This window comes from Mycolicibacterium vaccae NBRC 14118 = CIP 105934, from assembly GCF_001552715.1.
GTDB classification, from domain to species: Bacteria; Actinomycetota; Actinomycetes; order Mycobacteriales; family Mycobacteriaceae; genus Mycobacterium; species Mycobacterium vaccae.
Genome location: NZ_BCRS01000012.1, coordinates 1 through 22,319, shown reverse-complemented (window position 1 = coordinate 22,319; position 22,319 = coordinate 1). Strand labels below are relative to the sequence as shown.

Here is a 22,319-nt window from a genome sequence, read left to right as displayed (position 1 = left end):
AGGCTGGGGTGTCAGGGAGCGACGGTGAGCCAGTCGGCGAAGCCCGACGGGTCGTGCCGGCCCAGCGCGCCGTGCTCGAACAGTCCCCAGCCCTCGCGCTCGGTGCCGTCGGCGTCGCGGCACACCGCGCGGCCGACGTGGTCGATCACTCCGAACGCGGCGCGGCCGATGATCGCGGGGTCGTTCATGTCGTAGGTCAGGCGCTCGGTGAAGTTGTCGCCCTTCCACACACCGTGTAGCCAGTCCGAGTCGCCGCCGTAGCCGCCGCCGACGTGGATCGGCACCGCCAGCCTGGACTCCACGTCGAAACGCAGCGGGCTGCCGTCGAACGCCGTCGCCTCGATCGTGGCACCGGTCGGTATCCGGGTGCCGGAGCGGTAGTGCACCTTGACCCGCGGCCAGCCCAGCTGCTCGATCCGGCCGTCCTTCCAGATGCGCGTGCAGTCGTTGAGCGAGCGGAACCCGTGCGGGTCCTCCTGCATGATGATCACGAGCGCGAAGTCGTCGAACGCCATCGGCACGTACAGCCACCACATGCCCTCGAACGGCGGATCATCGGGCCGCCCTGCGGGTTCGGCCTCGCCGACGGGCCGGATGCCCCACGATCTGTCGCGGGTACCGATCCAGCTGGCGGGGTCGACGGCGATATCCACCCCGTCGACCGCCAGCTGACCGCTCCACGAACCAACCTGGGCGAAGCGTTGCGCGTCCAGGGTCACCCGGGTGCCGCGGCGCATGACGTGTGGCTGCTCCTGCACCACGTCGAACAACCCTTCCCAGGTGAGATCGGCTGCGATGCCTTCGGTTTCGTCGAGAATGATGCGCAGCTTGCGCAGCGGTTCGACGACCTCGACGCGGTAGTTGCCGACGTGCTGGTTGAGCCGGTCCTGATCGATCGCGTCCGACAGGTGCACCGCGGTCTGGGTGTCGCCACGCCTGACGAGCATGAACGCGTCTTTGACCCCGAGATTCGGGTAGTAGCCGATCCCGGTGATGACGAAGATGTCGCCGGTGCGGTCGTGAGCGTTGAAGTAGGACCGGTCGTAGAAGTTGCGATCCGAGGAGCCCGGCCACGCGATGGGCTGGGGCACCTGGTGCACCGGATATTCGTCCATCGGTCCGAGCATCAGGGGGCCTCTCCGATCAGTCGTTTCAGCAGCGATCCGTGGTAGAAGAGCGTTTCGACGTCGGCGGGCTTCTCGATCTCGCCGAAGTGCACGCGCCGGGCCCCGGTGCGCATGAACACGCAGCACCATACGACCGCCGAGTACACATGGAACCAGCGCAGGTCGCCGACCTCGACACCGGTGAGGTCCCGGTAGGTGGCGCGGACGTCGTCCTCACGCAGGAAGTCCGGCATCCCCGGCAGCCCCGCCAGCTTGGTCAGCTCCTGGAAGACCATGTGCGCGAAGCTGATCCACGCCAGATCCAGTTCCCGCGGGCCGACGGTGGCCATCTCCCAGTCGAGCACGGCGACGGGGGAGAAGTCGCGGTACATCACGTTGCCGATGCGGGAATCGCCCCAGCACAGGACCGGTTCGGTGGCTGCGACGTCGTCGGGGAAGTGATCGTCCAGCCACGTCAGCGCCCGATCGACCAACGACGAGCGGCCGATGTCGGGCACGCTGAATTCGTACCAGTTCTTGAGCCAGCCGAAGTGGCGGTGCAGTGCGGTCTCTCCGGGCGGGTCGACGTCCTGGAGGAACCCGAACACCTGCTGGGCGTCGGGGATCGAGTGCAGTGCGGCCAGCACCCCGACGGTGCGGTCCTGGAGCTGACGCTGTTGTTCCGGGCTCGCGTCGAAGAGCCAGTTGTCGCCGAAGGTGTAGGGCATGACGTCGGGAGGCACGATGCCGTCCACGCGGTCCATCAGGAAGAAGGGCCGGCCCAGCACCTCCCCGGTGGGTTCGAGCCAGCGTACCGGCGGTACCGCGACGTCGGTGAGTTCGGCGACGCGTCTCATCACCTCGTGCTGATGGTCGAGCCGGTAATGTTCGAACACGGGGATGTCGGCGTCGGTGGGTGCCACCCGGGCGACCCAGTTCTGCTCGACTGACTCGCCTGCCTGCAGCCACCGCCCACGCAACAGGATCGTTTCGGAGGACATGCCATTGGCGTCGATGCCACTCTCCACCGTGATCTCCGGCGTGGTGTCCGGCATCAGCATCGAGAGCCACTGCGACAGTGCGGCAGGCACATTCGACATGTCTCGGCTGGAGCGTTGGAGCCGGTCCACATTGTCGACGGCTGGTTCGGTGGTCACAGACACGATCCTTCCCGCCCGGCACAGGCGTGGCACTAATACGATACCGTGGGTAGCGATATGAAAACAGACCCGTCGCCGGGTGACAAGACCCCGGGTGCCGGTCGCCCGCGGGATCCGCGTATCGACGCTGCCATATTGCGGGCGACTGCGGAACTTCTTGTCGAAATCGGCTATTCGAACGTCACAATGGCCGCGGTCGCCGAGCGCGCGGGCACCACCAAGACGGCGCTGTACCGGCGATGGTCGAGCAAAGCCGAGCTCGTACACGAGGCTGCGTTCCCGGCCACGCCGTCGGCCATGGACAGCCCGCCGGGCGACATCAGCGCCGACCTGCGCGCGATGATCGAGGCGGCCCGCGACGTGTTCACCAGTCCGGTGGTGCGGGCGGCGCTGCCTGGGCTGATCGCCGACATGTCCGCCGACGCCGACCTCACCGGCCGGGTGGGCGCCCGCTTCACCGACCTGTTCGGCGCGGTGCGCACCCGGCTGCACGGCGCGGTCGCGCGTGGGGAGGTCCGCGGCGACGTCGACCCGGACCGGCTGGTGCACCTGATCGGCGGAGCCACGCTGCTGGCGCTGTTACAGACGCCCGATGACCTGGAAGACCCGTCGTGGGTGGACAGGACCACCGATATCCTGCTGCACGGCGTGCTGGCCTGATCCCGCACGCATGCGCGGTCAGGTGGGCCGGATCTGCTCCTTGTTGCGGCGGGTCACCGCACCGAACCTGTCGTTGAGCCCGTCGAAATCGCGGTCCTGGGCGAACGCGATCTTCTCCTCTGCCGCCAGCGCGGCATCGGTCACCGCCGCGGCGCCGGTCGTATAGATCTCCTTGAGGCTGCGCATCGTCGGGCCCGGCACCTCCGCGATCTGGACGGCCAGCTGCAGCGCCCGCTCCAGCAGACGGTCGTGCGGCACCACCTCGGTGACCAACCCGATTCGCTCGGCGCGTGCGGCGTCGACGACCTCCCCGGTCATCGACAGCCGTCGGGCCATCGCAGCCCCGACCAGCTGCGGCAGCCGCGCCGTCATCCCGCCGCCGGGCAGGATCCCGACCCGCGCATGGGTGTCGGCGAACACCGCGCGCTCGGAGGCGATCAGGAAATCGCACCCGAGCGCCATCTCCAGCCCGCCGGTGAACGTGGGCCCGTTGATCGCGCCGACCACCGGCGTGCGCATCTGCGCCACCGCGGCGATACAGCTGTGCGACCGGAACTCCTCGAAATACGAAAGCCCGTCGCGGGCTGCCTCTTTCAGGTCCACGCCGGCGCAGAAGGCGGGGTCGGTGCCGGTGAGCACCACGGCGCGCACCGTCGGGTCGGCGTCCGCGGATGTCAGTGCCGCGTAGCTGGCCCGGATCAGATCGCGGCTCAACGCGTTCCTGGCGGCGGGCCGGTTCAGCGTGATCACCCGCACGCCGTCGTGGTCGGCGGTCAACACCAGGTCGGAAGTCATGGCCTTCTTGGTATCAGAGGAAGCGTTGCCATCAGAAGAAGCGGTCCGCCGAGTCGGCCAGGTCCAGCAGTGGCTGCGGCAGCGCGCCGAGCGCGAACGTGACCGCTGCGGTGACGGTGACCACCGCGGTCGTCAGCGCGCTGGGCACCACCACAACCGGCGCGTCGGCGGGGCGTTCGGTGAAGAACATCAGCACGATCACCCGCACGTAGAAGTATGCGGCGATGGCGCTGGCGATCACCCCGACGACCACCAGGGGCAGCGCGCCGCCCTCGCCCGCCGCTTTGAACACCGCGAACTTGCTGACGAAACCGCTCGTCAACGGAATCCCCGCGAACGCAAGCAGAAACAGCGCGAACACGGTGCCCACCACCGGGTACCGCCTGCCCAGACCCGCCCAGCGCGCCAGCGCGCTGTCCTCCTCGCCGTCGGCGTCGCGGACCAGACCGACCACGGCGAACGCGCCGAGGGTGGAGAACCCGTAGGCGAACAGGTAGAACAGCGTCGACGAGACCCCGGCGGCGTTACCGGCGATAACCCCGGTCAGGATGAAGCCGGTGTGTGCGACCGCCGAGTAGCCCAGCATGCGCTTGACGTCGTTCTGGGTGACGGCGGTGACGGTGCCCACCACCATGGTCACGATGGCGATCGCCCACAGCACGGGCCGCCAGTCGTCGCGCAGCTCGGGCAGCGCGACATAGAACAGGCGCAGCATCGCGCCGAACGCCGCGATCTTGGTGGCAGCTGCCATGAACGCCGTGGCCGGGGTCGGCGCCCCCTGGTAGACGTCCGGGATCCACGAATGGAACGGCACCGCACCGACTTTGAACAGCACACCCACCAGCACCAGCCCTGTGCCGATCAATGCCAGTGACGTCTTGCCGGTACCGGCCGACACCGCCTCGGCGATCCCCTGGAACCGCAGGGTGCCCGCATACCCGTACAGCATCGCCGCGCCGTACAGGAAGAATGCCGACGCGAACGCGCCCAGCAGAAAGTATTTCAGCGACGACTCCTGGGACAGCAGCCGTCGCCGCCGCGCCAGCCCGCACAGCAGGTACAGCGGAAGCGACAGCACCTCCAGTGCGATGAACATCGTCAACAGATCGTTGGCGGCCGGGAACAGCAGCATCCCGGCCAGGGCGAACATCGTCAGCGGGAACACCTCGGTCTGCATGACACCGGCTCTGCTGGCGACCTTCTCGGCCACGCTGCCCGCGACCGCCGACGCCTGCGGGGTGAACGCGTCCAGCCCCCGGGACTCGGCGTCCGGCGACGCGGGCGCCCGCTCACCGATCAGCAGGATACCGAGCACGCCGACCAGCAGGATCGTGCCCTGCAGGAACAGGGCGGGCATGTCCACCGCGATCGCACCCATCACCGCGTCGACACCGTTGCCGCCGTGCAGATCCCGTGCGACAAACACGACCGCACCGAACGCCGCCACCAGGGCGGCGACGCTCAACGTGACCTGCGCGCGGTAGCGCAGCCGGCGAGGCAGCAGCGCCTCGACGAGCACGCCGAGCACCGCTGCGCCCAGCACAATCAGCATCGGAGAGACCAGGCCGTACTCGACGGACGGCGTCGGCAACTGGGTCGGCAGGTTCATCGCAGCGGGCCTTCCGCCATCCGGGGAGCCGGGTCGGGTCGGTCGATGGTGGTCAAGGTGTGGGTCACCGCCGGGTTGATGACGTCGAGCGCGACCTTCGGATACACGCCCAGCACCAACAGCAGTGCGATCAGTGGTGCCACCACCGCGATCTCACGCGGCACCAGGTCGACGATCCTGTGCTCACCGCCGGCCAGCGCCGCCGGGACCGGGCCGGTCATCATCCGCTGGTACATCCACAGGATGTAGATCGCCGAGAGCACCAGCGCGCCGGCGGCCAGCACCGCGAACACCGGATAGCGGGTGAACGTTCCGATGAGCACCAGGAACTCGCTGATGAACGGCGCCAGCCCGGGCAGCGACAGCGTCGCCAACCCGGCCACCAGGAAGGTGCCGGCCAGCACCGGGGCCAGCTTCTGCACCCCGCCGTAGGCGTCGATGAGCCGGGATCCGCGCCGCGACACCAGGAATCCGGCGATCAGGAACAGTGCCGCCGTCGAGATTCCGTGGTTGACCATGTAGAGCGTCGACCCGGACTGGCCCTGGGTGGTCATCACGAAGATGCCCAGAATGATGAAACCGAAATGGGAGATCGACGTGTAGGCGATGAGCCGCATCACGTCGGTCTGGCCGATGGCCACCACCGCCCCATACAGGATGCCGACCACCGCCAGCGTGATGATCAGACCACTGAAATACGTTGCGGACTCCGGGAACAGCGCCAGGCAGTAGCGGATCATGCCGAAGGTGCCGACCTTGTCCATGATCGCCATCATCAGCACGGCGCTGGCCGGGGTGGCCTCGACCGCGGCGTCGGGCAGCCAGCGGTGGAACGGCCACAGCGGCGCCTTGACCGCGAACGCGAACATGAAGCCGCCGAACAACAGGTGCATCACCAGCGGGTTGACGACGAACTCGCCGCCGGCGACGGCGGCGACGATCGCGCGGAAGTCGAAGGTGCCGGCCCCGAACGCGTCGCTTCCCGCGGTCGCCACGTAGAGGCCAACGACCGCGGCGAGCATGATCAGGCCGCCGAACAGGTTGTACAGCAGGAACTTCACCGCAGCCCTGCTGCGCTGCGCGCCGCCGAAGCCGCCGATCAGGAAGTACATCGGGATCAACATCGCCTCGAAGAACACGTAGAACAACAGGATGTCCAACGCGAGCAACGAGATCAGCACCATCCCCTCGACGGCCAGCGTCAGCGCGAAGTAGAGGTGCACCGACCGCCCGCCCCAGCTGTGCTCGTCGCGGGCGTCGTTCCAGCCGGCGACGATCAGCAGCGGCAGCAGGACCGCGGTCAGCACCACCAGGGCCAGCGCGATGCCATCCACGCCGAGGATGTAGCCGGTGCCGAAAGACGGTATCCAGCGGTAGTTCTCGACGAACTGGAACTGCTCTCCGCCGGGGTCGAAGCCGGCCGCGACCACACCGGCGACCACCAACACCACCAGCGACACCGCCAGCGCCACCCACTTCGCGAGCGTGCGCGCCGAGGCGGGCAACAGCATCACCACCGCCGCGCCGACCATCGGGACAACCCACAGCGCGGTCAGCAACGGGAATGAAGTCACCACAGATTCACCGCCAGAATCATCGCGACGACGACGGCCGCACCCGCCAGCATGGACAGCGCGTAGGAGCGGGCGAACCCGGTCTGCAGGCGGCCCAGTCCGCGGGAGAACCGGGACACCCCGGCGGCCAGGCCGGCCGCGGCACCGTCGACCGCCTCGTCGTCCAGCTCGACCAGACCGCGGGTCAGAGTTTGGCCGGGGCGCATCAGCACCGTCTCGTTGAACGCGTCGCCGTACAGGTCGCGACGCGCGGCCACGGTCAGGGGCGAACCGGCCGGAACCTGTTCGGGCACCGCGCGAGCCCCGTACATCCGGTACGCGATCGCGATACCGACCGCGACCACCGACAGCACGATCACCGTCACCACCCACACCGGCAGCACGTGGTGGATTTCCCCGCTGCCGACCACCGGTTCCAGCCAATGCTCCAGGGTGCCGCCGACCGCCAGGGCGGCACCGGCGGTCACCGAACCGACCGCCAGCAGGATCATCGGCCAGGTCATCACCGCGGGCGCCTCGTGGGGGTGAGGCCCCTGTGTTTCTCCCGTCGCTTCGCTCGCCCCGTGATCCGCCCAGCGTCGCTGCCCGAAGAACGTCATCAGCATCACCCGCGTCATGTAGAACGCGGTGAGCCCGGCACCGAGAATCGTTGCGCCACCGAGGAGCACGCCCTTGAGTCCGCCGGCGCCGAGAGCGACCTCGATGATGCCGTCCTTGGAGAAGAAGCCCGCCAGCGGCGGGACGCCGATGATCGCCAGATAGCCGAGACCGAACGTGACGAAGGTGACCGGCAATGCCTTGCGCAGCCCGCCGTACCGGCGCATGTCGACCTCGTCGTCCATCGCGTGCATCACCGAGCCGGCGCCGAGGAACAGCCCGGCCTTGAAGAACCCGTGGGTGAGCAGGTGCATGATCGCGAACGCATACCCGACCGGGCCCAGACCGGCCGCCAGCACCATGTAGCCGATCTGGCTCATCGTCGACGCGGCCAGCGCCTTCTTGATGTCGTCCTTGGCGCAGCCGATCACCGCGCCGTACAGCAGCGTGACCGCGCCGACGACCACCACGGCGGTCTGCGCGTGCGGGGCCAGGTTGAAGACGGGGCCCGACCGCACGATCAGGTACACCCCCGCGGTGACCATCGTGGCGGCGTGGATGAGCGCCGACACCGGCGTCGGGCCCTCCATCGCATCTCCCAGCCAGGACTGCAGCGGCACCTGCGCGGACTTGCCGCACGCCGCCAGCAGCAGCATCAGCCCCATCGCGGTCAGCGTGCCCTCGCCCAGTTGCGGTGCGGCGTCGAACACCGCGGTGAACGACACCGCCCCGACCGCACTGAACATCACCATCAGTGCGATCGCCAACCCCACGTCACCGACCCGGTTGACGATGAACGCCTTCTTGGCCGCCGTGGCCGCCGACGGCTTGTGCGACCAGAACCCGATCAGCAGGTACGACGCGAGACCGACGCCCTCCCAACCCATGTACAGGCCCAGGTAGTTGTCGGCGAGCACCAGTAGCAGCATCGCGGCGAGAAACAGGTTGAGGTATCCGAAGAAGCGACGCCGGTCCGGATCGTCGGCCATGTAGCCGATCGAGTAGATGTGGATCAGTGAGCCGACACCGGTGATCAGCAGCGCGAAACACATCGACAGCTGGTCGAGTTGCAACCCGAAGTCGACCTGTAGCTCACCGACCGGCACCCACCTGAACAACGTCTCGGTCGTGGCGCGATGCGCGGCGTCGCGGCCCAGCATGCCGGCGAACAACGCTGCCGCACAGACGAAGGACGCCACCGCAGCCGCGGTACCGAGCAGATGCCCCCACCGGTCCGCGCGCCTGCCGCCCAGAAGCAGGACGACGGCACCGGCCAGCGGCAGCGCGATCAGAAGCCACACGGGTGCAGTCATCCGGTCCTCAGTGTCATCAGTGCTTCAGCAGGCTGGCCGCGTCGACGCTGGCGGAGCGCCGGGTCCGGAAGATCGTCATGATGATGGCCAGCCCGATCACGACCTCGCACGCCGCGACCACCATGGTGAAGAACGCCACCACCTGACCGTCGAGATGCCCGTGCATGCGCGAAAACGCCACGAACGCCAGATTGGCGGCGTTGAGCATCAGCTCCACACACATGAACATGACGATCGCGTTGCGGCGCAACAGCACTCCTGCTGCGCCGATGGTGAACAGCAACGCCGACAGGTACAGATAGTTATCGGGGCTCATGCCCACCCCCGTCAGGCCGTTGCTCTCCGCGCTCGTGTTCGTCGGAGGGCACCGTGCGCACCTGCAGGATCGCGCTCACCGACAGTTCGGCGGCGGTGCCGTCGGGAAGGCGGGCGGGCACGTCGACGGCGTTGTGACGGGCGTACACGCCGGGGTTGGGCAGCGTCGTCGGGTGCGCGCCGGGGGCGAACCGTTCGATGGCCAGTTCGCGCTGGGTCTTGCGGCGCTGGAAACGTTCCCGGTGGGTCAGCACCATCGCGCCGAGCGCCGCGGTGATCAGCAGGGCGCCCGTCAACTCGAACGCCCACAGGTACCGGGTGAAGATCAACGCCGCCAACCCCTCGACGTTGCCGTCCCGGTTCGCCTGATCCAGACCCACGAAGCCGTCGGTGGTGACGTTGCCGATTCCGGCGACCAGCAGCACCCCGAAACCGAGCCCGATGGCAATGGCCGCCACCCGCTGCCCGCGCAGGGTTTCCACCAGAGATTCCGAGGAATCCACGCCGATGAGCATCAACACGAACAGGAACAGCATCATGACCGCCCCGGTGTAGACGACGATCTGGACGACACCGAGGAACGGCGCGTCCTGGGCGATGTAGAGCACGGCGAGCGCAATCATCGTGGTGGCCAACGAGATCGCCGAGTAGACCGCTTTCCGTGCGGTGACCACACCGAGCGCGCCTGCCACCGACACCGCCGCGAACACCCAGAACAGCACCGCCTCACCCATGCGCGCCCCTCACCTCGGGTTCCCCGGCGGCCGGACCGATGTTGCCCAGGTAGTAGTCGTCGTCGGTGCTTCCGGGGGCCATCGCGTGCGGCGGGTTCTGCATACCCGGCTGCAGCGGCGCCAGCAGTTTGTCCTTGCCGTAGATCAGGTCGGCACGGTTGTCGTCGGCCATCTCGTAGTCGTTGGTCATCGTCAGCGCGCGGGTCGGGCACGCCTCGATGCACAGCCCGCACCCGATGCACCGCAGATAGTTGATCTGATAGACCCGGCCGTACCGCTCGCCGGGCGAATACCGTTCGGACTCGGTGTTGTCGGCGCCCTCGACGAAGATCGCGTCGGCCGGACAGGCCCACGCGCACAACTCACAGCCGATGCACTTCTCCAGGCCGTCGGGGTACCGGTTGAGCTGATGGCGGCCGTGATACCGCTTGGCCACCGGGCCGGGCTCCTCCGGGTACTGCTCGGTCACCGGCTTCTTGAACATCGACCCGAAGGTGACGCCGAAACCGGCGACGGCGTCGAGGAATCTAGGCATCTGCGCTCTCCTTCGGACGGTCCCGGGCAGGCAGCGGGGGCACCGGGTAGGCGGCGGGGCCGGCCGGCACGGGTTCGGGCCGGATCCGGCCCGACCGCAGCCGCTTCCACCCGAGCAGCGCCAGCAGAAGTGCTGCGACGACCGCGAGCCCGACCAGCGCGATGGCCCACGACGACACACCCCGGTCGCGCAGCGGCTCGGTGATGGCCACGATCGCGATCCAGACCAGCGACACCGGGATCAGGATTCTCCAACCCAATGCCATGAACTGGTCGTAACGCATGCGCGGCAGGGTGGCGCGCAGCCACATGAACACGAACAGGAACAGCCACACCTTGGCGGTGAACCACAACAGCGGCCACCACCCGCTGTTGGCGCCCTCCCACAGGCTGACCGGCCACGGAGCCCGCCAGCCGCCCAGGAACAGGGTGGTGGCCAGCGCGGACACCGTGGTCATGTTGACGTACTCGGCGAGCATGAACATCGCGAACTTCAGCGACGAGTACTCGGTGTGGAATCCGCCGACGAGCTCACCCTCTGCCTCCGGCAGATCGAAGGGCGCGCGGTTGGTCTCACCGACCATCGACGTCAGATACACCAGAAAGGACGGCAGCAGCAGGAAGATGTACCAGGTGTCGGCCTGGGCGGCGACGATACCCGAGGTGGACATCGTGCCCGCATAGATGAACACCGCGACGAACGACAACGCCATCGCGATCTCGTAGGAGATCACCTGGGCCGTCGAGCGCAGCCCGCCCAGCAGCGGGTAGACCGACCCCGACGCCCAGCCGGCCAGCACGATGCCGTACACCCCGATCGAGGTCACCGCCAGGATGTAGAGCACCGCGACAGGCAGATCGGTCAGCTGCAGCGCGGTGCGATGGCCGAACACCGAGACCTCGCCGCCGAGGGGGATCACGGCGAACGCCATGAACGCCGGGATGACCGCGATCACCGGTGCGGCGAGATAGATGCCCTTGTCCACACCGGCCGGGACGAGGCCTTCCTTGAGCGCGAGCTTCACCCCGTCGGCCAGCGACTGCAGCAGACCGCCGGGACCGACCCGGTTGGGGCCGATCCGCAATTGCATGCGGCCCAGGATCTTTCGCTCGATGAGGATCGCCGCCAGCACGGTCAGCAGCAGGAACACGAAGATGCCGAGGGACTTGGCCAGGATCAGCCACCACGGGTCGTGGCCGAACAGAGTCGGATCCGGGTAGGTCATGCCGGGTTCCAGCCGTTCCCGACGGACACCACGGCACCCGTGGTCACACCGAGGGTCCGGTGCACGTGACTGCCGGGGGAGTTCAGCGGCAGCCAGACCACCCGGTCGTCCATGTCGGTCACCTGCAGCGGCAGCGAGATCGCGCCGCGATCGGTGCTCACCGTCAGCAGTTCACCGTCGGCCACGCCGACTTCGGCGGCTGTGGTCTGCGACAGACGGGCCACGGGCCGGCGTGCGGTGCCGGCGAGGTGGGGCTCGCCGTCCTGCAACCGGCCGTCGTCGAGCAGCATGCGCCAGCCGGCGAGCACGGCCTGACCGGCGTGCGGCTGCGGCGGCGACGGGTCCACCGGTGGCGGCGCGACCCGACTTCCGGACCAGATTCCGAGACGGGCACGCTCGTCGGCGGCGGTCGTCAGACCGAGGTCGACCCCGGCCTCGTCCGCCAGGAAGTTCAGCACCCGTAGATCCGAGACCGCATTGGTGTGCAGAGACGGCGCGAAGGGGCGAATCCGCCCCTCCCAGTTGACGAACGAACCCGCCTTCTCGGCGACCGGGGCGACCGGGAACACCACGTCGGCGTGTTCGGTGACCGCGCTGTGGCGCAACTCCAGGCTCACGACGAACCGTGCGGATGCCACCGCGGCCAGCGCGGCGTCCGGGTCGGGGAGATCGGCCGGCTCCACCCCGCCGATCAGCAGGGCGCCCAGGGCGCCTGCACCGGCGGCAGCCAGGATGGCCGCGGTGTCCCGGCCAGGGGCGGCGGGCAGGTCGTCGACGTGCCACGCGTCGGCGACCTGCCTGCGGGCCGACGCATCCTGGACGGGGCGGCCGCCGGGTAGCAGATTGGGCAGCGCACCGGCTTCGACCGCGCCCCGGTCGCCCGCCCGCCGCGGGATCCACGCGATGCGTGCGCCGGTGGACTCGGCCAGCCGGCCCACCGCCGACAACGCACCCGGCGACGTGGCGAGACGTTCGCCGACCAGCAGCAGGGCACCGGGCATCGCGAGCAGTGCGTCCCCGGCCAGCCCGTCCAGCGCGACCGCCTCCGCCCCTGGGGCGCAACGGATCAACCGGCCCGACAGCTTACCCAGGGCCCGGGTGGCCAGCGGCGCCACCGAGAGCACCTGCAGGCCCCGCTTGCGGGCCGCCTTGCGCAGCCGCAGAAAGACGATCGGCGACTCTTCTTCCGGCTCCAGACCGGCCAACAGCACCGCCGGTGCCTTCTCCAGATCGGCGTAGGTCACCGTCATCGGCAACCCCGCGACGTGGGTCGCGAGGAAGTCGGCCTCCTCGGCGCTGTGCGGCCTGCTGCGGAAGTCGATGTCGTTGGTGCCCAGCACAATCCGGGCGAACTTGGCGTAGGCGTAGGCCTCCTCGGCGGTCACCCGGCCGCCGACCAGCACCCCGGCGTTGCCCACGGCCGCGGTCAGTCCCGCGGCGGCGACACCGAGCGCCTCCGACCACGACGCCGGTCGCAGGGCGCCCTCCTCGCGCACCAGCGGTGTGGTGAGCCGGTCACCGACCGTCGCGTAGGTGAATGCCCAGCGTCCCTTGTCGCAGTTCCATTCCTCGTTGACCTCGGGGTCGTCGCCGGCCAGTCGGCGCAGCACCTTGCCCCGGCGGTGGTCGGTGCGCTGCGCGCATCCCGATGCGCAGTGCTCGCACGCGCTGGGACTGGACACCAGGTCGAACGGGCGCGCCCGGAAGCGGTAGGCCGCACCGGTAAGTGCACCGACCGGGCAGATCTGGACGGTGTTGCCCGAGAAGTAGGACTGGAACGGTTCCCCGGGCGCGATGCCGACCTGCTGCAGCGCACCGCGTTCCATCAGATCGATGAAGCGGTCCCCGGCGATCTGATCCGAGAAGCGGGTACAGCGGGCACACAGCACGCAGCGCTCCCGGTCCAGCAGCACCTGGGACGAGATGGCGATCGGCTTCGGGAACGTGCGTTTGACGTCTTCGAAGCGGGTCTCGGCGCGGCCGTTGGACATCGCCTGGTTCTGCAGTGGGCATTCGCCGCCCTTGTCGCAGACGGGACAGTCCAGCGGGTGGTTGATCAACAGCAGTTCCATCACGCCGTGCTGCGCCTTGTCCGCCTCCTCGGAGGTGTGCTGAGTGCGCACCACCATGTCGGGCGTCACCGTCGTGGTGCACGAGGCCAGCGGTTTGCGCTGACCCTCGACCTCGACGAGGCACTGCCTGCACGCTCCGACCGGGTCCAGCAGCGGGTGATCGCAAAAGCGCGGGATCTGCACACCGATCAACTCCGCCGCGCGGATCACCAACGTGCCTTTGGGCACCGAGATCTCGGTGCCGTCGATGGTCAGCGTCACCATCTCCACCGGTGGGGCGTCGTGGCTGTGCTCGGCGAGCGTCATGCGCCGACCCCTTCCGGTGCGGCCAGCATCGAGGCATACGGATCGAACGGGCACCCCGAGCTGTCCAGATGTGCCTCGTACTCGGCGCGGAAATGCTTGAGCGAGGACAGGATCGGGCTCGCGGCGCCGTCACCGAGTGCGCAGAACGACTTTCCGAAGATGTTGTCGGAGATGTCGAGCAGCTTGTCCAGATCCGCTTCCGTGCCGGCACCGCTCTCCAGTCGCTGGTAGATCTGGGCCAACCAGTACGTGCCCTCCCGGCACGGGGTGCACTTGCCGCACGACTCGTGGGCGTAGAACTGCGTCCAGCGCCGTACCGCCCGCACCACACACGTGGTTTCGTCGAAGATCTGCAGAGCCTTGGTACCCAGCATGGACCCGACCCCGGCCATGCCCTCGTAATCCAGTGGCACGTCCAGGTGTTCGGCGGTGAGCAGCGGCGTCGACGAGCCACCCGGGGTCCAGAACTTCAACTCGTGGCCGGCGCGCACCCCGCCGGCGTATTCGAGCAACTGCCGCAGCGTGATTCCCAGCGGCGCCTCGTACTGGCCGGGGGTGGTGACGTGACCGGACAGCGAGTACAGCGTGAACCCGGGCGACTTCTCCGTACCCATGGAGCGGAACCAGTCGACGCCGTTGCTCAGGATCGGGGGCACGCTGGCGATCGACTCGACGTTGTTGACCACCGTCGGGCACGCGTACAAGCCTGCGACGGCCGGGAACGGGGGACGTAACCGGGGCTGGCCACGCCTGCCCTCCAGCGAGTCCAGCAGCGCGGTCTCCTCACCGCAGATGTATGCGCCGGCCCCGGCGTGCACGATCAGTTCCAGGTCGAAACCCGATCCGTGGATGTCGCTGCCCAGATGTCCGGCGGCATAGGCTTCGGCGACCGCGGCCTGCAGTCGTCGCAGCACCGGCACCACCTCGCCGCGCAGATAGATGAACGCGTGGTGCGCCCGGATCGCGTACGCGGCGATGATCGCACCCTCGACCAGGAAGTGCGGGGTGGTCATCATCAGCGGAATGTCTTTGCACGTCCCGGGTTCGGACTCGTCGGCGTTGACCACCAGATAGTGCGGTCGGGCCGCTGCACCTTCGTCGCCCTGCGGGATGAACGACCACTTCGTTCCCGTCGGGAACCCGGCCCCGCCCCGCCCGCGCAGGCCGGAGTCCTTGACGATGCCGATCACGTCGTCCGGGCGCATGGCCAGCGCGCGCTCCAGCGCCTGGTAGCCGCCATGGCGGCGGTAGGTGTCCAGCGACCAGGGCTCCGGTTCGTCCCAGAACCTGCTCAGCACCGGAGTCAACGCCGTCATCGCGAATCCGCCGATCCGGGATCGGTTTCCGGCGTCCCGGCCTGGGCGGGCACGTCGGCCGACGGCGCAGGCGCCGGTTGGTCCTTCACCGCTTCGGTGGCCTCGGCCTGATCCCGGCCCGACGGGCCAGCCGGTTCGTGACCGGTGCTGTCCGACGGGGTGCCGGCCTGGGGTGCCGACATGCCGTGCTCGCGGGCGAACCGCAACCCCGCCAGCGTGGCAGTCCCGACCACACCCGAGCTTTCGGCGTCGCACGGACCGTTCAGCCCGGCAAGGATTCTCGCGGTGTCCCGGAATGTGCACAGCGACCCGCCGCGCGACGGTGTCGGCGTCTCACCCGAACGTAGAGCGTCCACCAGTTCCCGCGCCGACGACGGGGTCTGGTTGTCGAAGAAGTCCCAGTTGACCATCACCACCGGCGCGTAGTCGCAGGCCGCGTTGCATTCGAGATGCTCCAGCGTGACGGTACCGTCGTCGGTGGTCTGGCCGGGCGCGATGTCCAGATGGCTCTGCAGGCTTTCCAGGATCGCGTCACCGCCCATCACCGCACACAGCGTGTTGGTGCAGACCCCGACCAGATACTCGCCGGTGGGTTGCCGCCGGTACATCGAATAGAAGGTCGCGACCGCGGTGACCTCGGCATCGGTGAGTCCCAATTGCGCGGCACAGAAGCGGATTCCGGCAGGGGTGAGGCAGCTGTCCTCGGCCTGCACCAGGTGCAGCAGCGGCAGCAGCGCCGATCTGGCCTGCGGATAGCGGGCGATGATCGTCGCGGCGTCGGCCGCCAGCCTGGCGGTGACCTCGTCCGGGTACGCCGCGGCACCGTGGATCGGCGGGCCTGGCTCGTCGGGCCGCTGGCCCAGCTCAAGAAAGACGCTCGTCACCTATCCACCCCGCCCATCACCGGGTCGATCGACGCCACCGCGGCGATCGCGTCGGCGACCATGCCGCCCTCGCACATCGCGGCGACCGCTTGGAGATTGGTGAACGACGGGTCCCGGTAGTGCACCCGGTAGGGACGCGTCCCGCCGTCGGACACCATGTGCACGCCGAGCTCACCGCGCGGCGACTCCACCGCGACGTAGACCTGGCCGGCCGGCACCCGGATGCCCTCGGTCACCAGCTTGAAATGGTGGATCAGACCCTCCATCGAATGGCCCATGATCTTGGCGATGTGCTCGGGGGAGTTGCCCAGCCCGTCGGGCCCGACCTTGAGATCGGCGGGCCACGCGAGCTTCTTGTCAGTGATCATCACCGGCGCGCCGGTCAGCTGTTCGAGGCGCTCGACGCACTGCTCGACGATCCTGATCGACTGGTGCATCTCCTTGACCCGGATCAGGTACCGGCCGTAGGAGTCGCACCGGTCGTCGGTGACGACGTCGAAGTCGTAGGTTTGGTAGCCGCAATAGGGTTGGGACTTGCGCAGGTCGTGCGGCAGCCCGGTGGACCGCAGCACCGGGCCCGTGATGCCCAGTGCGATGCACCCGGTGAGGTCGAGGTAGCCGACCCCCTGGGTGCGCGCTTTCCAGATGTAGTTCTCGTTGAGCAGGTTCTCCAGATCGCGCAGACGTTCGGGCAGCAGCGTCAGCAGGTCGTGAATCTGGGGGAGGGCCTCGTCCGGAAGATCGGCGGCCACTCCGCCCGGCCGGATGTAGGCGTGGTTCATCCGCAGCCCGGTGATCGTCTCGAACACCGACAGAATCAGCTCGCGTTCCCGGAAGCCGAGGAACATCGCCGTCATCGCCCCGAGTTCCATGCCGCCGGTGGCGAGCGCAACCAGATGGCTGGAGATCCGGTTGAGTTCCATCATCATCACCCGGATCACCGTGGCGCGCTCCGGGATCGCATCGGTGACACCGAGCAGTTTCTCCACCCCGAGGCAGTACGCCGTCTCGTTGAAAAACGGTGCCAGATAGTCCATCCGGGTCACGAATGTGACGCCCTGCGTCCAGTTGCGGAACTCCAGGTTCTTCTCGATCCCGGTGTGCAGATAGCCGATCCCGCACCGGGCTTCGACGATCGTCTCGCCCTCGATCTCGAGAATGAGCCGCAGCACGCCGTGCGTCGACGGATGTTGCGGGCCCATGTTGACCACGATGCGCTCACCGGCGTGTTCTGCGGCATTCTGCCGTGCCGCAGAGACGACTTGGTCCCAGTCCTGGCCGCCGACGACGACCACCCGCTCGGGCGGTGGTGATGATGTGGTCATCAGTTGTATGCCCTCCGCTGGTCGGGCGGGGGGATCTCGGCGCCGTGGTACTCCACCGGAATCCCGCCCAGCGGATAGTCTTTGCGTTGCGGATGTCCCACCCAGTCGTCGGGCATCTCGATTCGGGTCAGCGCCGGATGGCCGTCGAAGATCAGACCGAAGAAGTCGTAGGTCTCACGCTCGTGCCAGTCGGTGGTGGGGTAGATCCGGAACAGCGACGGAATGTGCGGATCGTCGTCGGGCGCGGCCACTTCGACGCGGATGCGTCGGTTGTGCGTGATCGACATCAACGGGTACACCGCGTGCAGCTCGCGGCCTGCCTCGTCGGGATAGTGCACCCCGCTGACACCGAGGCAGAGTTCGAAACGCAGCGCCGGATCGTCGCGCAGGGTCTGTGCCACCGGCACCAGTCGCTCGCGGTGCACCTCGATGCTGAGCTCGTCGCGGTAGACCACCACGCGTTCGATCGACTCGGCGTAAACGTTCGCGCCGAGGGCGGCTTCCAGCGCGTCGACGACATCGTCGAAGTAGCCGCCGTACGGGCGAGGGGTGCTGCCGGGCAGCGCGACCGGACGGATCAGCCGTCCGTACCCGGAGGTGTCGCCGGTGTCTCTGGCACCGAACATGCCGCGCTGCACCCCGATCACCTCGGGGCCCGCGTCGCCGTCGGGATCGGGCGTCACCGCAGCAGCCCTTTCAACTCGATCGTCGGCGTCAGCGCCAGCGCGGCCTGCTCGGCCTCGCGGATGGCTTCCTCACGGTTCACGCCGAGCGGCATCTGCTGAATCTTGTCGTGCAGTTTGAGGATTGCGTGCAGCAGCATCTCCGGCCGGGGCGGACATCCGGGCAGGTAGATGTCCACCGGCACCACATGATCGACGCCCTGCACCACCGCGTAGTTGTTGAACATCCCGCCGGACGACGCACACACCCCCATGGCCAGCACCCATTTCGGCTCGGCCATCTGGTCGTAGATCTGGCGCAGCACCGGCGCCATCTTCTGGCTGACCCGGCCGGCCACGATCATCAGATCGGCCTGCCGCGGGGTGGCCGAGAACCGTTCCATGCCGAACCTGGAGATGTCGAAACGTGGCCCCGCGGTGGCCATCATCTCGATCGCGCAGCACGCCAGGCCGAAGGTCGCCGGCCACAGCGAACCCTTGCGCACGTACCCGGCGACCTTCTCCACGGTCGACAGCAGGATGCCGCCGGGTAGCCGTTCCTCTAGTCCCATTGCAAGCCTCCCCGTCGCCACACATAGGCGTAGGCAACGAACACCACGAGCATGAACAACAGCATCTCCACCAGCGCGAACAGACCGAGGCTGTCAAAGGCGACGGCCCACGGGTAGAGGAAGACGATCTCGATGTCGAAGACGATGAACAGCATCGCGGTCAGGTAGTACCGGATCGGGAACCGATGTCCGGTGGCCGCCGCGCCCGGGGCGGACGGGTTCATCGGCTCGATCCCGCACTCGTAGGCTTCGAGCTTGGCCCGGTTGTAACGTCTCGGGCCGATCAGCAGCGCGATGCCGACGGACCCGACGGCGAACACAGCGGCGATCGCACCAAGCACCAGAATCGGCGTGTACAAATCCATACTGCGTTGCAGCTCCTCGGGGCAGTCGATGTGAGCTACCACACAGCCTAGCCGTGTTTGCGATCCGCGCCACACATTTTGGCTAGTATCGCCAGTGGCGTCGTCCGGCGATGCTGCGCGCCCCGAATGGGCAACTGCGCCAGGCGTTTTCCCTGTTCGGGTCAGGGCGCCGGGCGCAAAAGCGACACGACCGCGTCGCTCAGCCGGATCGGGTCGATCGGATGCGGGACGGCCGCCTCCGCGCGTGACCATCTGGCCAGCCACGCGTCGTCGGGGCGTCCGGTCAGCACCAGCACCGGCGGGCAGTGCCCGATCTCGTCCTTGAGCTGCTTGGCGATCCCCATCCCGCCGACGGGTGCGGCCTCCCCGTCGAGGATGACCAGATCGAATCCGCCCTCGTCCAGATGCCTGATCACCATCGGGCCGGTGGCGACGTCGAGATAGGTCAGCTCCGGCAGGTCCGGGTGGATGCGTTTGCCCAGCGCAAGCCGGACCTGGTCCCTGGTCCCGGGGTTGTCGCTGTAGACGAGGATCCGCAGCGGGTCCTGCCCCCGCGATGGCTCCGGAGATGGCACAGCCATGGGCGCGATGTTAGCCCGCGACCGGTATGGCGAGGTCCGAACCCCGAAAAAGGCTGTTGCGTGGCAGTTTTCCGAAGGTCATGACGACGTGTGCGACAACAGCGGGGCGATCTCGGCGGGGTCGAAGTACTCGTCGATGCGGGCGATCAGGCCGTCGGCGCCGACCTTGATCACGATGCACACCCGCATCGCGATCGTCGCTCCGGTACGTCCCCGCGCACGCAGGACGTGCTGTTGCACGAATCCACCGTCGAACACCTGCCGGTCCAGGACCTCGTAGCGGCGATCGAGGGTGGCCTCGACGAACCACCTGATGATCTTGACCGATCGGGCATGGTCGTTGTCCCGGGTGTCGCCGCTCTTCCACACCGCCACGACCGGGCTGAACAGCTGCGCCACGGTCGCGACGTCGCTGCGCTCGATCGCCGCGAACAACCGGTCGGCCACCTCGGTGACCACTACGTCCGGCACGGGTTGACCTCAACTTCGGTTCAGGTTGAACACTGACAGCATGGATCTGACCCCCACCCTTTCGGGTTTCGACGACTTCTACAAGAACACGACCCCGCCGTGGGTCATCGGTGAGCCGCAGCCGGCCGTCATCGGGCTCGAACGCGCCGGCCTGATCAGCGGCCGGGTGCTCGACGTCGGATGCGGCACCGGCGAGCACACCCTCCTGCTGGCCGCGGCGGGATACGACGTGCTGGGGGTGGACGGCGCACCGACGGCTGTCGAGCAGGCCCGGCGCAACGCGGAGGCCCGCGGTGTGACCGCCCGCTTCGAGGTGGCGGATGCGCTGCACCTACCTGAACAGCCAAAATACGACACGATCGTCGACAGCGCGTTGTTCCACATCTTCGACGACGGCGACCGCGTCTCCTACGTGCAGAGCCTGCGCGGTGCGACCCGGCCCGGCTCTCGGGTGCACGTGCTCGCGTTGTCCGACGCGGGCCGCGGATTCGGCCCCGAGGTCAGCGAGCCCGTCCTGCGCGGCGCGTTCGGGACGGGCTGGGAGGTCGAGGCGCTCACCGAGACCACCTACCGGGGGACCGTCGGTGAGGCGCACGCCGACGCGCTGGGCCTGGCGGTCGGCACCGTCGTCGACGAACCCGCGTGGCTGGCACGGTTCCGCCGGTTGTGAGCGCGACTCACCGCAGTCGAGGCGACCGATCCGGTTCGGTCGGGTCCTTCCGCGTGACTGCGGTGACTCCGGCACTCATCGCCCGTCGGCGTACCCGGGGTGGTCGATCGACAACCGGTGGCGCACCAGCTCGCGCAGGCACGCCATCACGTCGTCCGGTCGAGCGTCGAGTTCGCCGGCCCGGATCGCCCGCGCCAGCGACTTCTCATCAGGGTGGCCGAGGCCGGCCAGCGACGCCTGCACCCGCTCCGCATCCGCGTCGAGCAGTTCGCGCTCCACGATGCGCAGCACGTTGGCCGCGACACGGGAATGGAAACCGACCTGACCGCCGACCGCGCGGACGTCCTCGTCGAGGAAGTCGGCGACGGCGGCCACGAGTTCCGCCGCGGTGGGCCTGCTGCTCATTGCGGTCCTCCTCGGCTCTTCGCGCAAGCGCTCATCGGGGTACTCGGCTCTTCGCGCAAGCGCTCATCGCGACCCTCGGCTCTTCGCGCAAGCGCTCATCGCGGCCCTCCTCCGGACATCAGATCCAGTAGATCCCATTCGGTCTCGCTGACCCGCCGCCCGATCGCCGCGAGTTCGACCGACGGGGAATCGCCGGACAGGTGACGTTCGGCCTGGTGCCGGCAGATGACCCCCCACCGCAGCGTCGCCACCGTCAGCCACCAGCGAAAGGCGTTGCGGTCCAGCGGGAGGTCGGCGGCGGCCTCGTAGGCCTGAAGGAACGTCTCCACGCTGCCCAGCCCGCCGGCGCCGGACGATTCGGGAGCGCCGAACCGCCACGCCCGGATGCAGAACCAGGCCAGGTCCTCATAGATCTCGCCGATGTGGGTCAGCTCCCAGTCCAGCACGGCGGCCAACCCCGAACCGTCGACGATCAGGTTGCCCATCCGGAAATCGCCGTGCACCAGTCGCATCGGCGAGGGGTCGGGACGCGCATCTGCCAATCTGCGGAACGCCCATTCGAAAGTGGCTGTGGTGTCGCCGATCTCGTCGAGCCGTGTGCGCCAGCCCGCGAGCTCGTCGGGGGCGGTCAGCCCGATGCCCGCCGTGTCGGCGCGGTGGATCGCCGCCAGCGCCGTCGCGCACTGCCCGAGCAGGCGGGCCCGACCCGCATCGTCGAGACCGCGGAAGATGCGGCGCACGATCGTCTCGCCACCGATGGCATCGCAGATCAGGTACGGCTCTCCGACCGCCTCGGGCGAATTGTCCGCGGCCAGGATGTGGGGGACCGGCGCACCCGCGGCAGCGGCGCGCTGCTGCACCTGTGCCTCCAGCTCCATGCTGGCGTGGATGTCGTCGCGGGCGCCGGTACGCAGGATCAGCGGGCGGGTCTGTGTACCGCTTCGTGCGGTGAAGGCCCAGGTGGTCCGGCTGGCGCCGCCGGTGAGCCGTTGCAGGTTCTCCACGGTGGTGTCGCCGAGCACCGGCCGCAGCACCCCCTCGAGCGCCTCGGCCAATTCACTCATCGC

23 protein-coding genes are annotated in these 22,319 nt (G+C 68.4%); 2 read left to right on the top strand and 21 right to left on the bottom strand.

What is annotated here, in order from left to right; translation table 11 throughout:
- Window positions 1-11: 11 nt before the first annotated feature.
- Together MVA01S_RS04160 and MVA01S_RS04155 are read right to left on the bottom strand one after the other, a co-directional pair.
- Window positions 12-1,127 (bottom strand): Rv3169 family protein, encoded by a 1,116-nt coding sequence (locus tag MVA01S_RS04160; RefSeq protein WP_003928993.1) that lies wholly within the window; start codon window positions 1,125-1,127, stop codon window positions 12-14.
- On the bottom strand, window positions 1,127-2,263 hold the full coding sequence (locus MVA01S_RS04155; protein ID WP_003928992.1) for a phosphotransferase family protein: 1,137 nt from the start codon (window positions 2,261-2,263) through the stop codon (window positions 1,127-1,129). The genes MVA01S_RS04160 and MVA01S_RS04155 overlap by 1 nt, the downstream gene beginning before the upstream one ends.
- Window positions 2,264-2,323: 60 nt before the next feature.
- Here MVA01S_RS04155 and MVA01S_RS04150 point away from each other — a divergent pair, with 60 nt between their 5' ends.
- Complete coding sequence (locus MVA01S_RS04150) at window positions 2,324-2,926, top strand: TetR/AcrR family transcriptional regulator (RefSeq protein ID WP_003928991.1); 603 nt, start codon at window positions 2,324-2,326, stop codon at window positions 2,924-2,926.
- 18 nt (window positions 2,927-2,944) lie between these two features.
- On the opposite strand, the gene MVA01S_RS04145 is transcribed toward MVA01S_RS04150, so the two are convergent.
- From MVA01S_RS04145 to MVA01S_RS04065, 17 genes are all read right to left on the bottom strand, one after another.
- Window positions 2,945-3,721, bottom strand: coding sequence for an enoyl-CoA hydratase (locus MVA01S_RS04145; protein ID WP_003928990.1), 777 nt, complete (start codon window positions 3,719-3,721; stop codon window positions 2,945-2,947).
- A 31-nt stretch (window positions 3,722-3,752) separates the two neighbouring features.
- The gene (gene nuoN, locus MVA01S_RS04140) at window positions 3,753-5,330 is read right to left on the bottom strand and encodes an NADH-quinone oxidoreductase subunit NuoN (protein ID WP_003928989.1); all 1,578 of its coding nucleotides are present in this window, start codon (window positions 5,328-5,330) and stop codon (window positions 3,753-3,755) included.
- Window positions 5,327-6,907: an NADH-quinone oxidoreductase subunit M gene (locus MVA01S_RS04135; RefSeq protein ID WP_040540143.1), complete on the bottom strand. Its 1,581-nt coding sequence runs from the start codon at window positions 6,905-6,907 to the stop codon at window positions 5,327-5,329. Before MVA01S_RS04135 ends, nuoN begins: the two co-directional genes overlap by 4 nt.
- Window positions 6,901-8,814: an NADH-quinone oxidoreductase subunit L gene (gene nuoL / locus MVA01S_RS04130; protein WP_003928987.1), complete on the bottom strand. Its 1,914-nt coding sequence runs from the start codon at window positions 8,812-8,814 to the stop codon at window positions 6,901-6,903. The genes MVA01S_RS04135 and nuoL overlap by 7 nt, the downstream gene beginning before the upstream one ends.
- 16 nt (window positions 8,815-8,830) lie before the next feature.
- Window positions 8,831-9,130 carry an NADH-quinone oxidoreductase subunit NuoK gene (gene nuoK, locus MVA01S_RS04125; RefSeq protein ID WP_003928986.1) on the bottom strand — a complete coding sequence of 100 codons (300 nt, stop codon included), beginning with the start codon at window positions 9,128-9,130 and terminating at the stop codon, window positions 8,831-8,833.
- Window positions 9,117-9,863 carry an NADH-quinone oxidoreductase subunit J gene (locus MVA01S_RS04120; RefSeq protein WP_003928985.1) on the bottom strand — a complete coding sequence of 249 codons (747 nt, stop codon included), beginning with the start codon at window positions 9,861-9,863 and terminating at the stop codon, window positions 9,117-9,119. Before MVA01S_RS04120 ends, nuoK begins: the two co-directional genes overlap by 14 nt.
- Window positions 9,856-10,398, bottom strand: coding sequence for an NADH-quinone oxidoreductase subunit NuoI (gene nuoI, locus MVA01S_RS04115; RefSeq protein ID WP_003928984.1), 543 nt, complete (start codon window positions 10,396-10,398; stop codon window positions 9,856-9,858). The genes MVA01S_RS04120 and nuoI overlap by 8 nt, the downstream gene beginning before the upstream one ends.
- Entirely contained in the window at window positions 10,391-11,623 is a 1,233-nt protein-coding gene (gene nuoH, locus MVA01S_RS04110; RefSeq protein ID WP_003928983.1) for an NADH-quinone oxidoreductase subunit NuoH, read from the bottom strand. The genes nuoI and nuoH overlap by 8 nt, the downstream gene beginning before the upstream one ends.
- The gene (locus MVA01S_RS04105) at window positions 11,620-14,001 is read right to left on the bottom strand and encodes an NADH-quinone oxidoreductase subunit G (protein ID WP_003928982.1); all 2,382 of its coding nucleotides are present in this window, start codon (window positions 13,999-14,001) and stop codon (window positions 11,620-11,622) included. The genes nuoH and MVA01S_RS04105 overlap by 4 nt, the downstream gene beginning before the upstream one ends.
- Complete coding sequence (gene nuoF / locus MVA01S_RS04100; protein ID WP_003928981.1) at window positions 13,998-15,317, bottom strand: NADH-quinone oxidoreductase subunit NuoF; 1,320 nt, start codon at window positions 15,315-15,317, stop codon at window positions 13,998-14,000. The genes MVA01S_RS04105 and nuoF overlap by 4 nt, the downstream gene beginning before the upstream one ends.
- Entirely contained in the window at window positions 15,314-16,201 is an 888-nt protein-coding gene (gene nuoE / locus MVA01S_RS04095; protein WP_003928980.1) for an NADH-quinone oxidoreductase subunit NuoE, read from the bottom strand. The genes nuoF and nuoE overlap by 4 nt, the downstream gene beginning before the upstream one ends.
- Window positions 16,198-17,526, bottom strand: coding sequence for an NADH dehydrogenase (quinone) subunit D (gene nuoD / locus MVA01S_RS04090; RefSeq protein WP_003928979.1), 1,329 nt, complete (start codon window positions 17,524-17,526; stop codon window positions 16,198-16,200). The genes nuoE and nuoD overlap by 4 nt, the downstream gene beginning before the upstream one ends.
- Window positions 17,526-18,209 carry an NADH-quinone oxidoreductase subunit C gene (locus MVA01S_RS04085; protein WP_003928978.1) on the bottom strand — a complete coding sequence of 228 codons (684 nt, stop codon included), beginning with the start codon at window positions 18,207-18,209 and terminating at the stop codon, window positions 17,526-17,528. Before MVA01S_RS04085 ends, nuoD begins: the two co-directional genes overlap by 1 nt.
- On the bottom strand, window positions 18,206-18,760 hold the full coding sequence (locus MVA01S_RS04080; RefSeq protein WP_003928977.1) for a NuoB/complex I 20 kDa subunit family protein: 555 nt from the start codon (window positions 18,758-18,760) through the stop codon (window positions 18,206-18,208). Before MVA01S_RS04080 ends, MVA01S_RS04085 begins: the two co-directional genes overlap by 4 nt.
- Window positions 18,751-19,125 carry an NADH-quinone oxidoreductase subunit A gene (locus tag MVA01S_RS04075; RefSeq protein ID WP_003928976.1) on the bottom strand — a complete coding sequence of 125 codons (375 nt, stop codon included), beginning with the start codon at window positions 19,123-19,125 and terminating at the stop codon, window positions 18,751-18,753. The genes MVA01S_RS04080 and MVA01S_RS04075 overlap by 10 nt, the downstream gene beginning before the upstream one ends.
- A gap of 161 nt (window positions 19,126-19,286) precedes the next feature.
- Window positions 19,287-19,706, bottom strand: a complete 420-nt coding sequence (locus MVA01S_RS04070) for an Rv3143 family two-component system response regulator (RefSeq protein ID WP_003928975.1) — start codon at window positions 19,704-19,706, stop codon at window positions 19,287-19,289.
- A 78-nt stretch (window positions 19,707-19,784) separates the two neighbouring features.
- On the bottom strand, window positions 19,785-20,177 hold the full coding sequence (locus MVA01S_RS04065; RefSeq protein WP_040540141.1) for a nuclear transport factor 2 family protein: 393 nt from the start codon (window positions 20,175-20,177) through the stop codon (window positions 19,785-19,787).
- A gap of 40 nt (window positions 20,178-20,217) precedes the next feature.
- Between MVA01S_RS04065 and MVA01S_RS04060 the strand changes: the two genes are divergently transcribed.
- Window positions 20,218-20,847: a class I SAM-dependent methyltransferase gene (locus MVA01S_RS04060; protein ID WP_003928973.1), complete on the top strand. Its 630-nt coding sequence runs from the start codon at window positions 20,218-20,220 to the stop codon at window positions 20,845-20,847.
- 75 nt (window positions 20,848-20,922) lie between these two features.
- On the opposite strand, the gene MVA01S_RS04055 is transcribed toward MVA01S_RS04060, so the two are convergent.
- The gene (locus MVA01S_RS04055; protein ID WP_003928972.1) at window positions 20,923-21,252 is read right to left on the bottom strand and encodes a DUF6285 domain-containing protein; all 330 of its coding nucleotides are present in this window, start codon (window positions 21,250-21,252) and stop codon (window positions 20,923-20,925) included.
- 95 nt (window positions 21,253-21,347) lie between these two features.
- Window positions 21,348-22,316 carry a phosphotransferase family protein gene (locus tag MVA01S_RS04050; RefSeq protein WP_003928971.1) on the bottom strand — a complete coding sequence of 323 codons (969 nt, stop codon included), beginning with the start codon at window positions 22,314-22,316 and terminating at the stop codon, window positions 21,348-21,350.
- Between the last annotated feature and the right edge of the window lie 3 nt (window positions 22,317-22,319).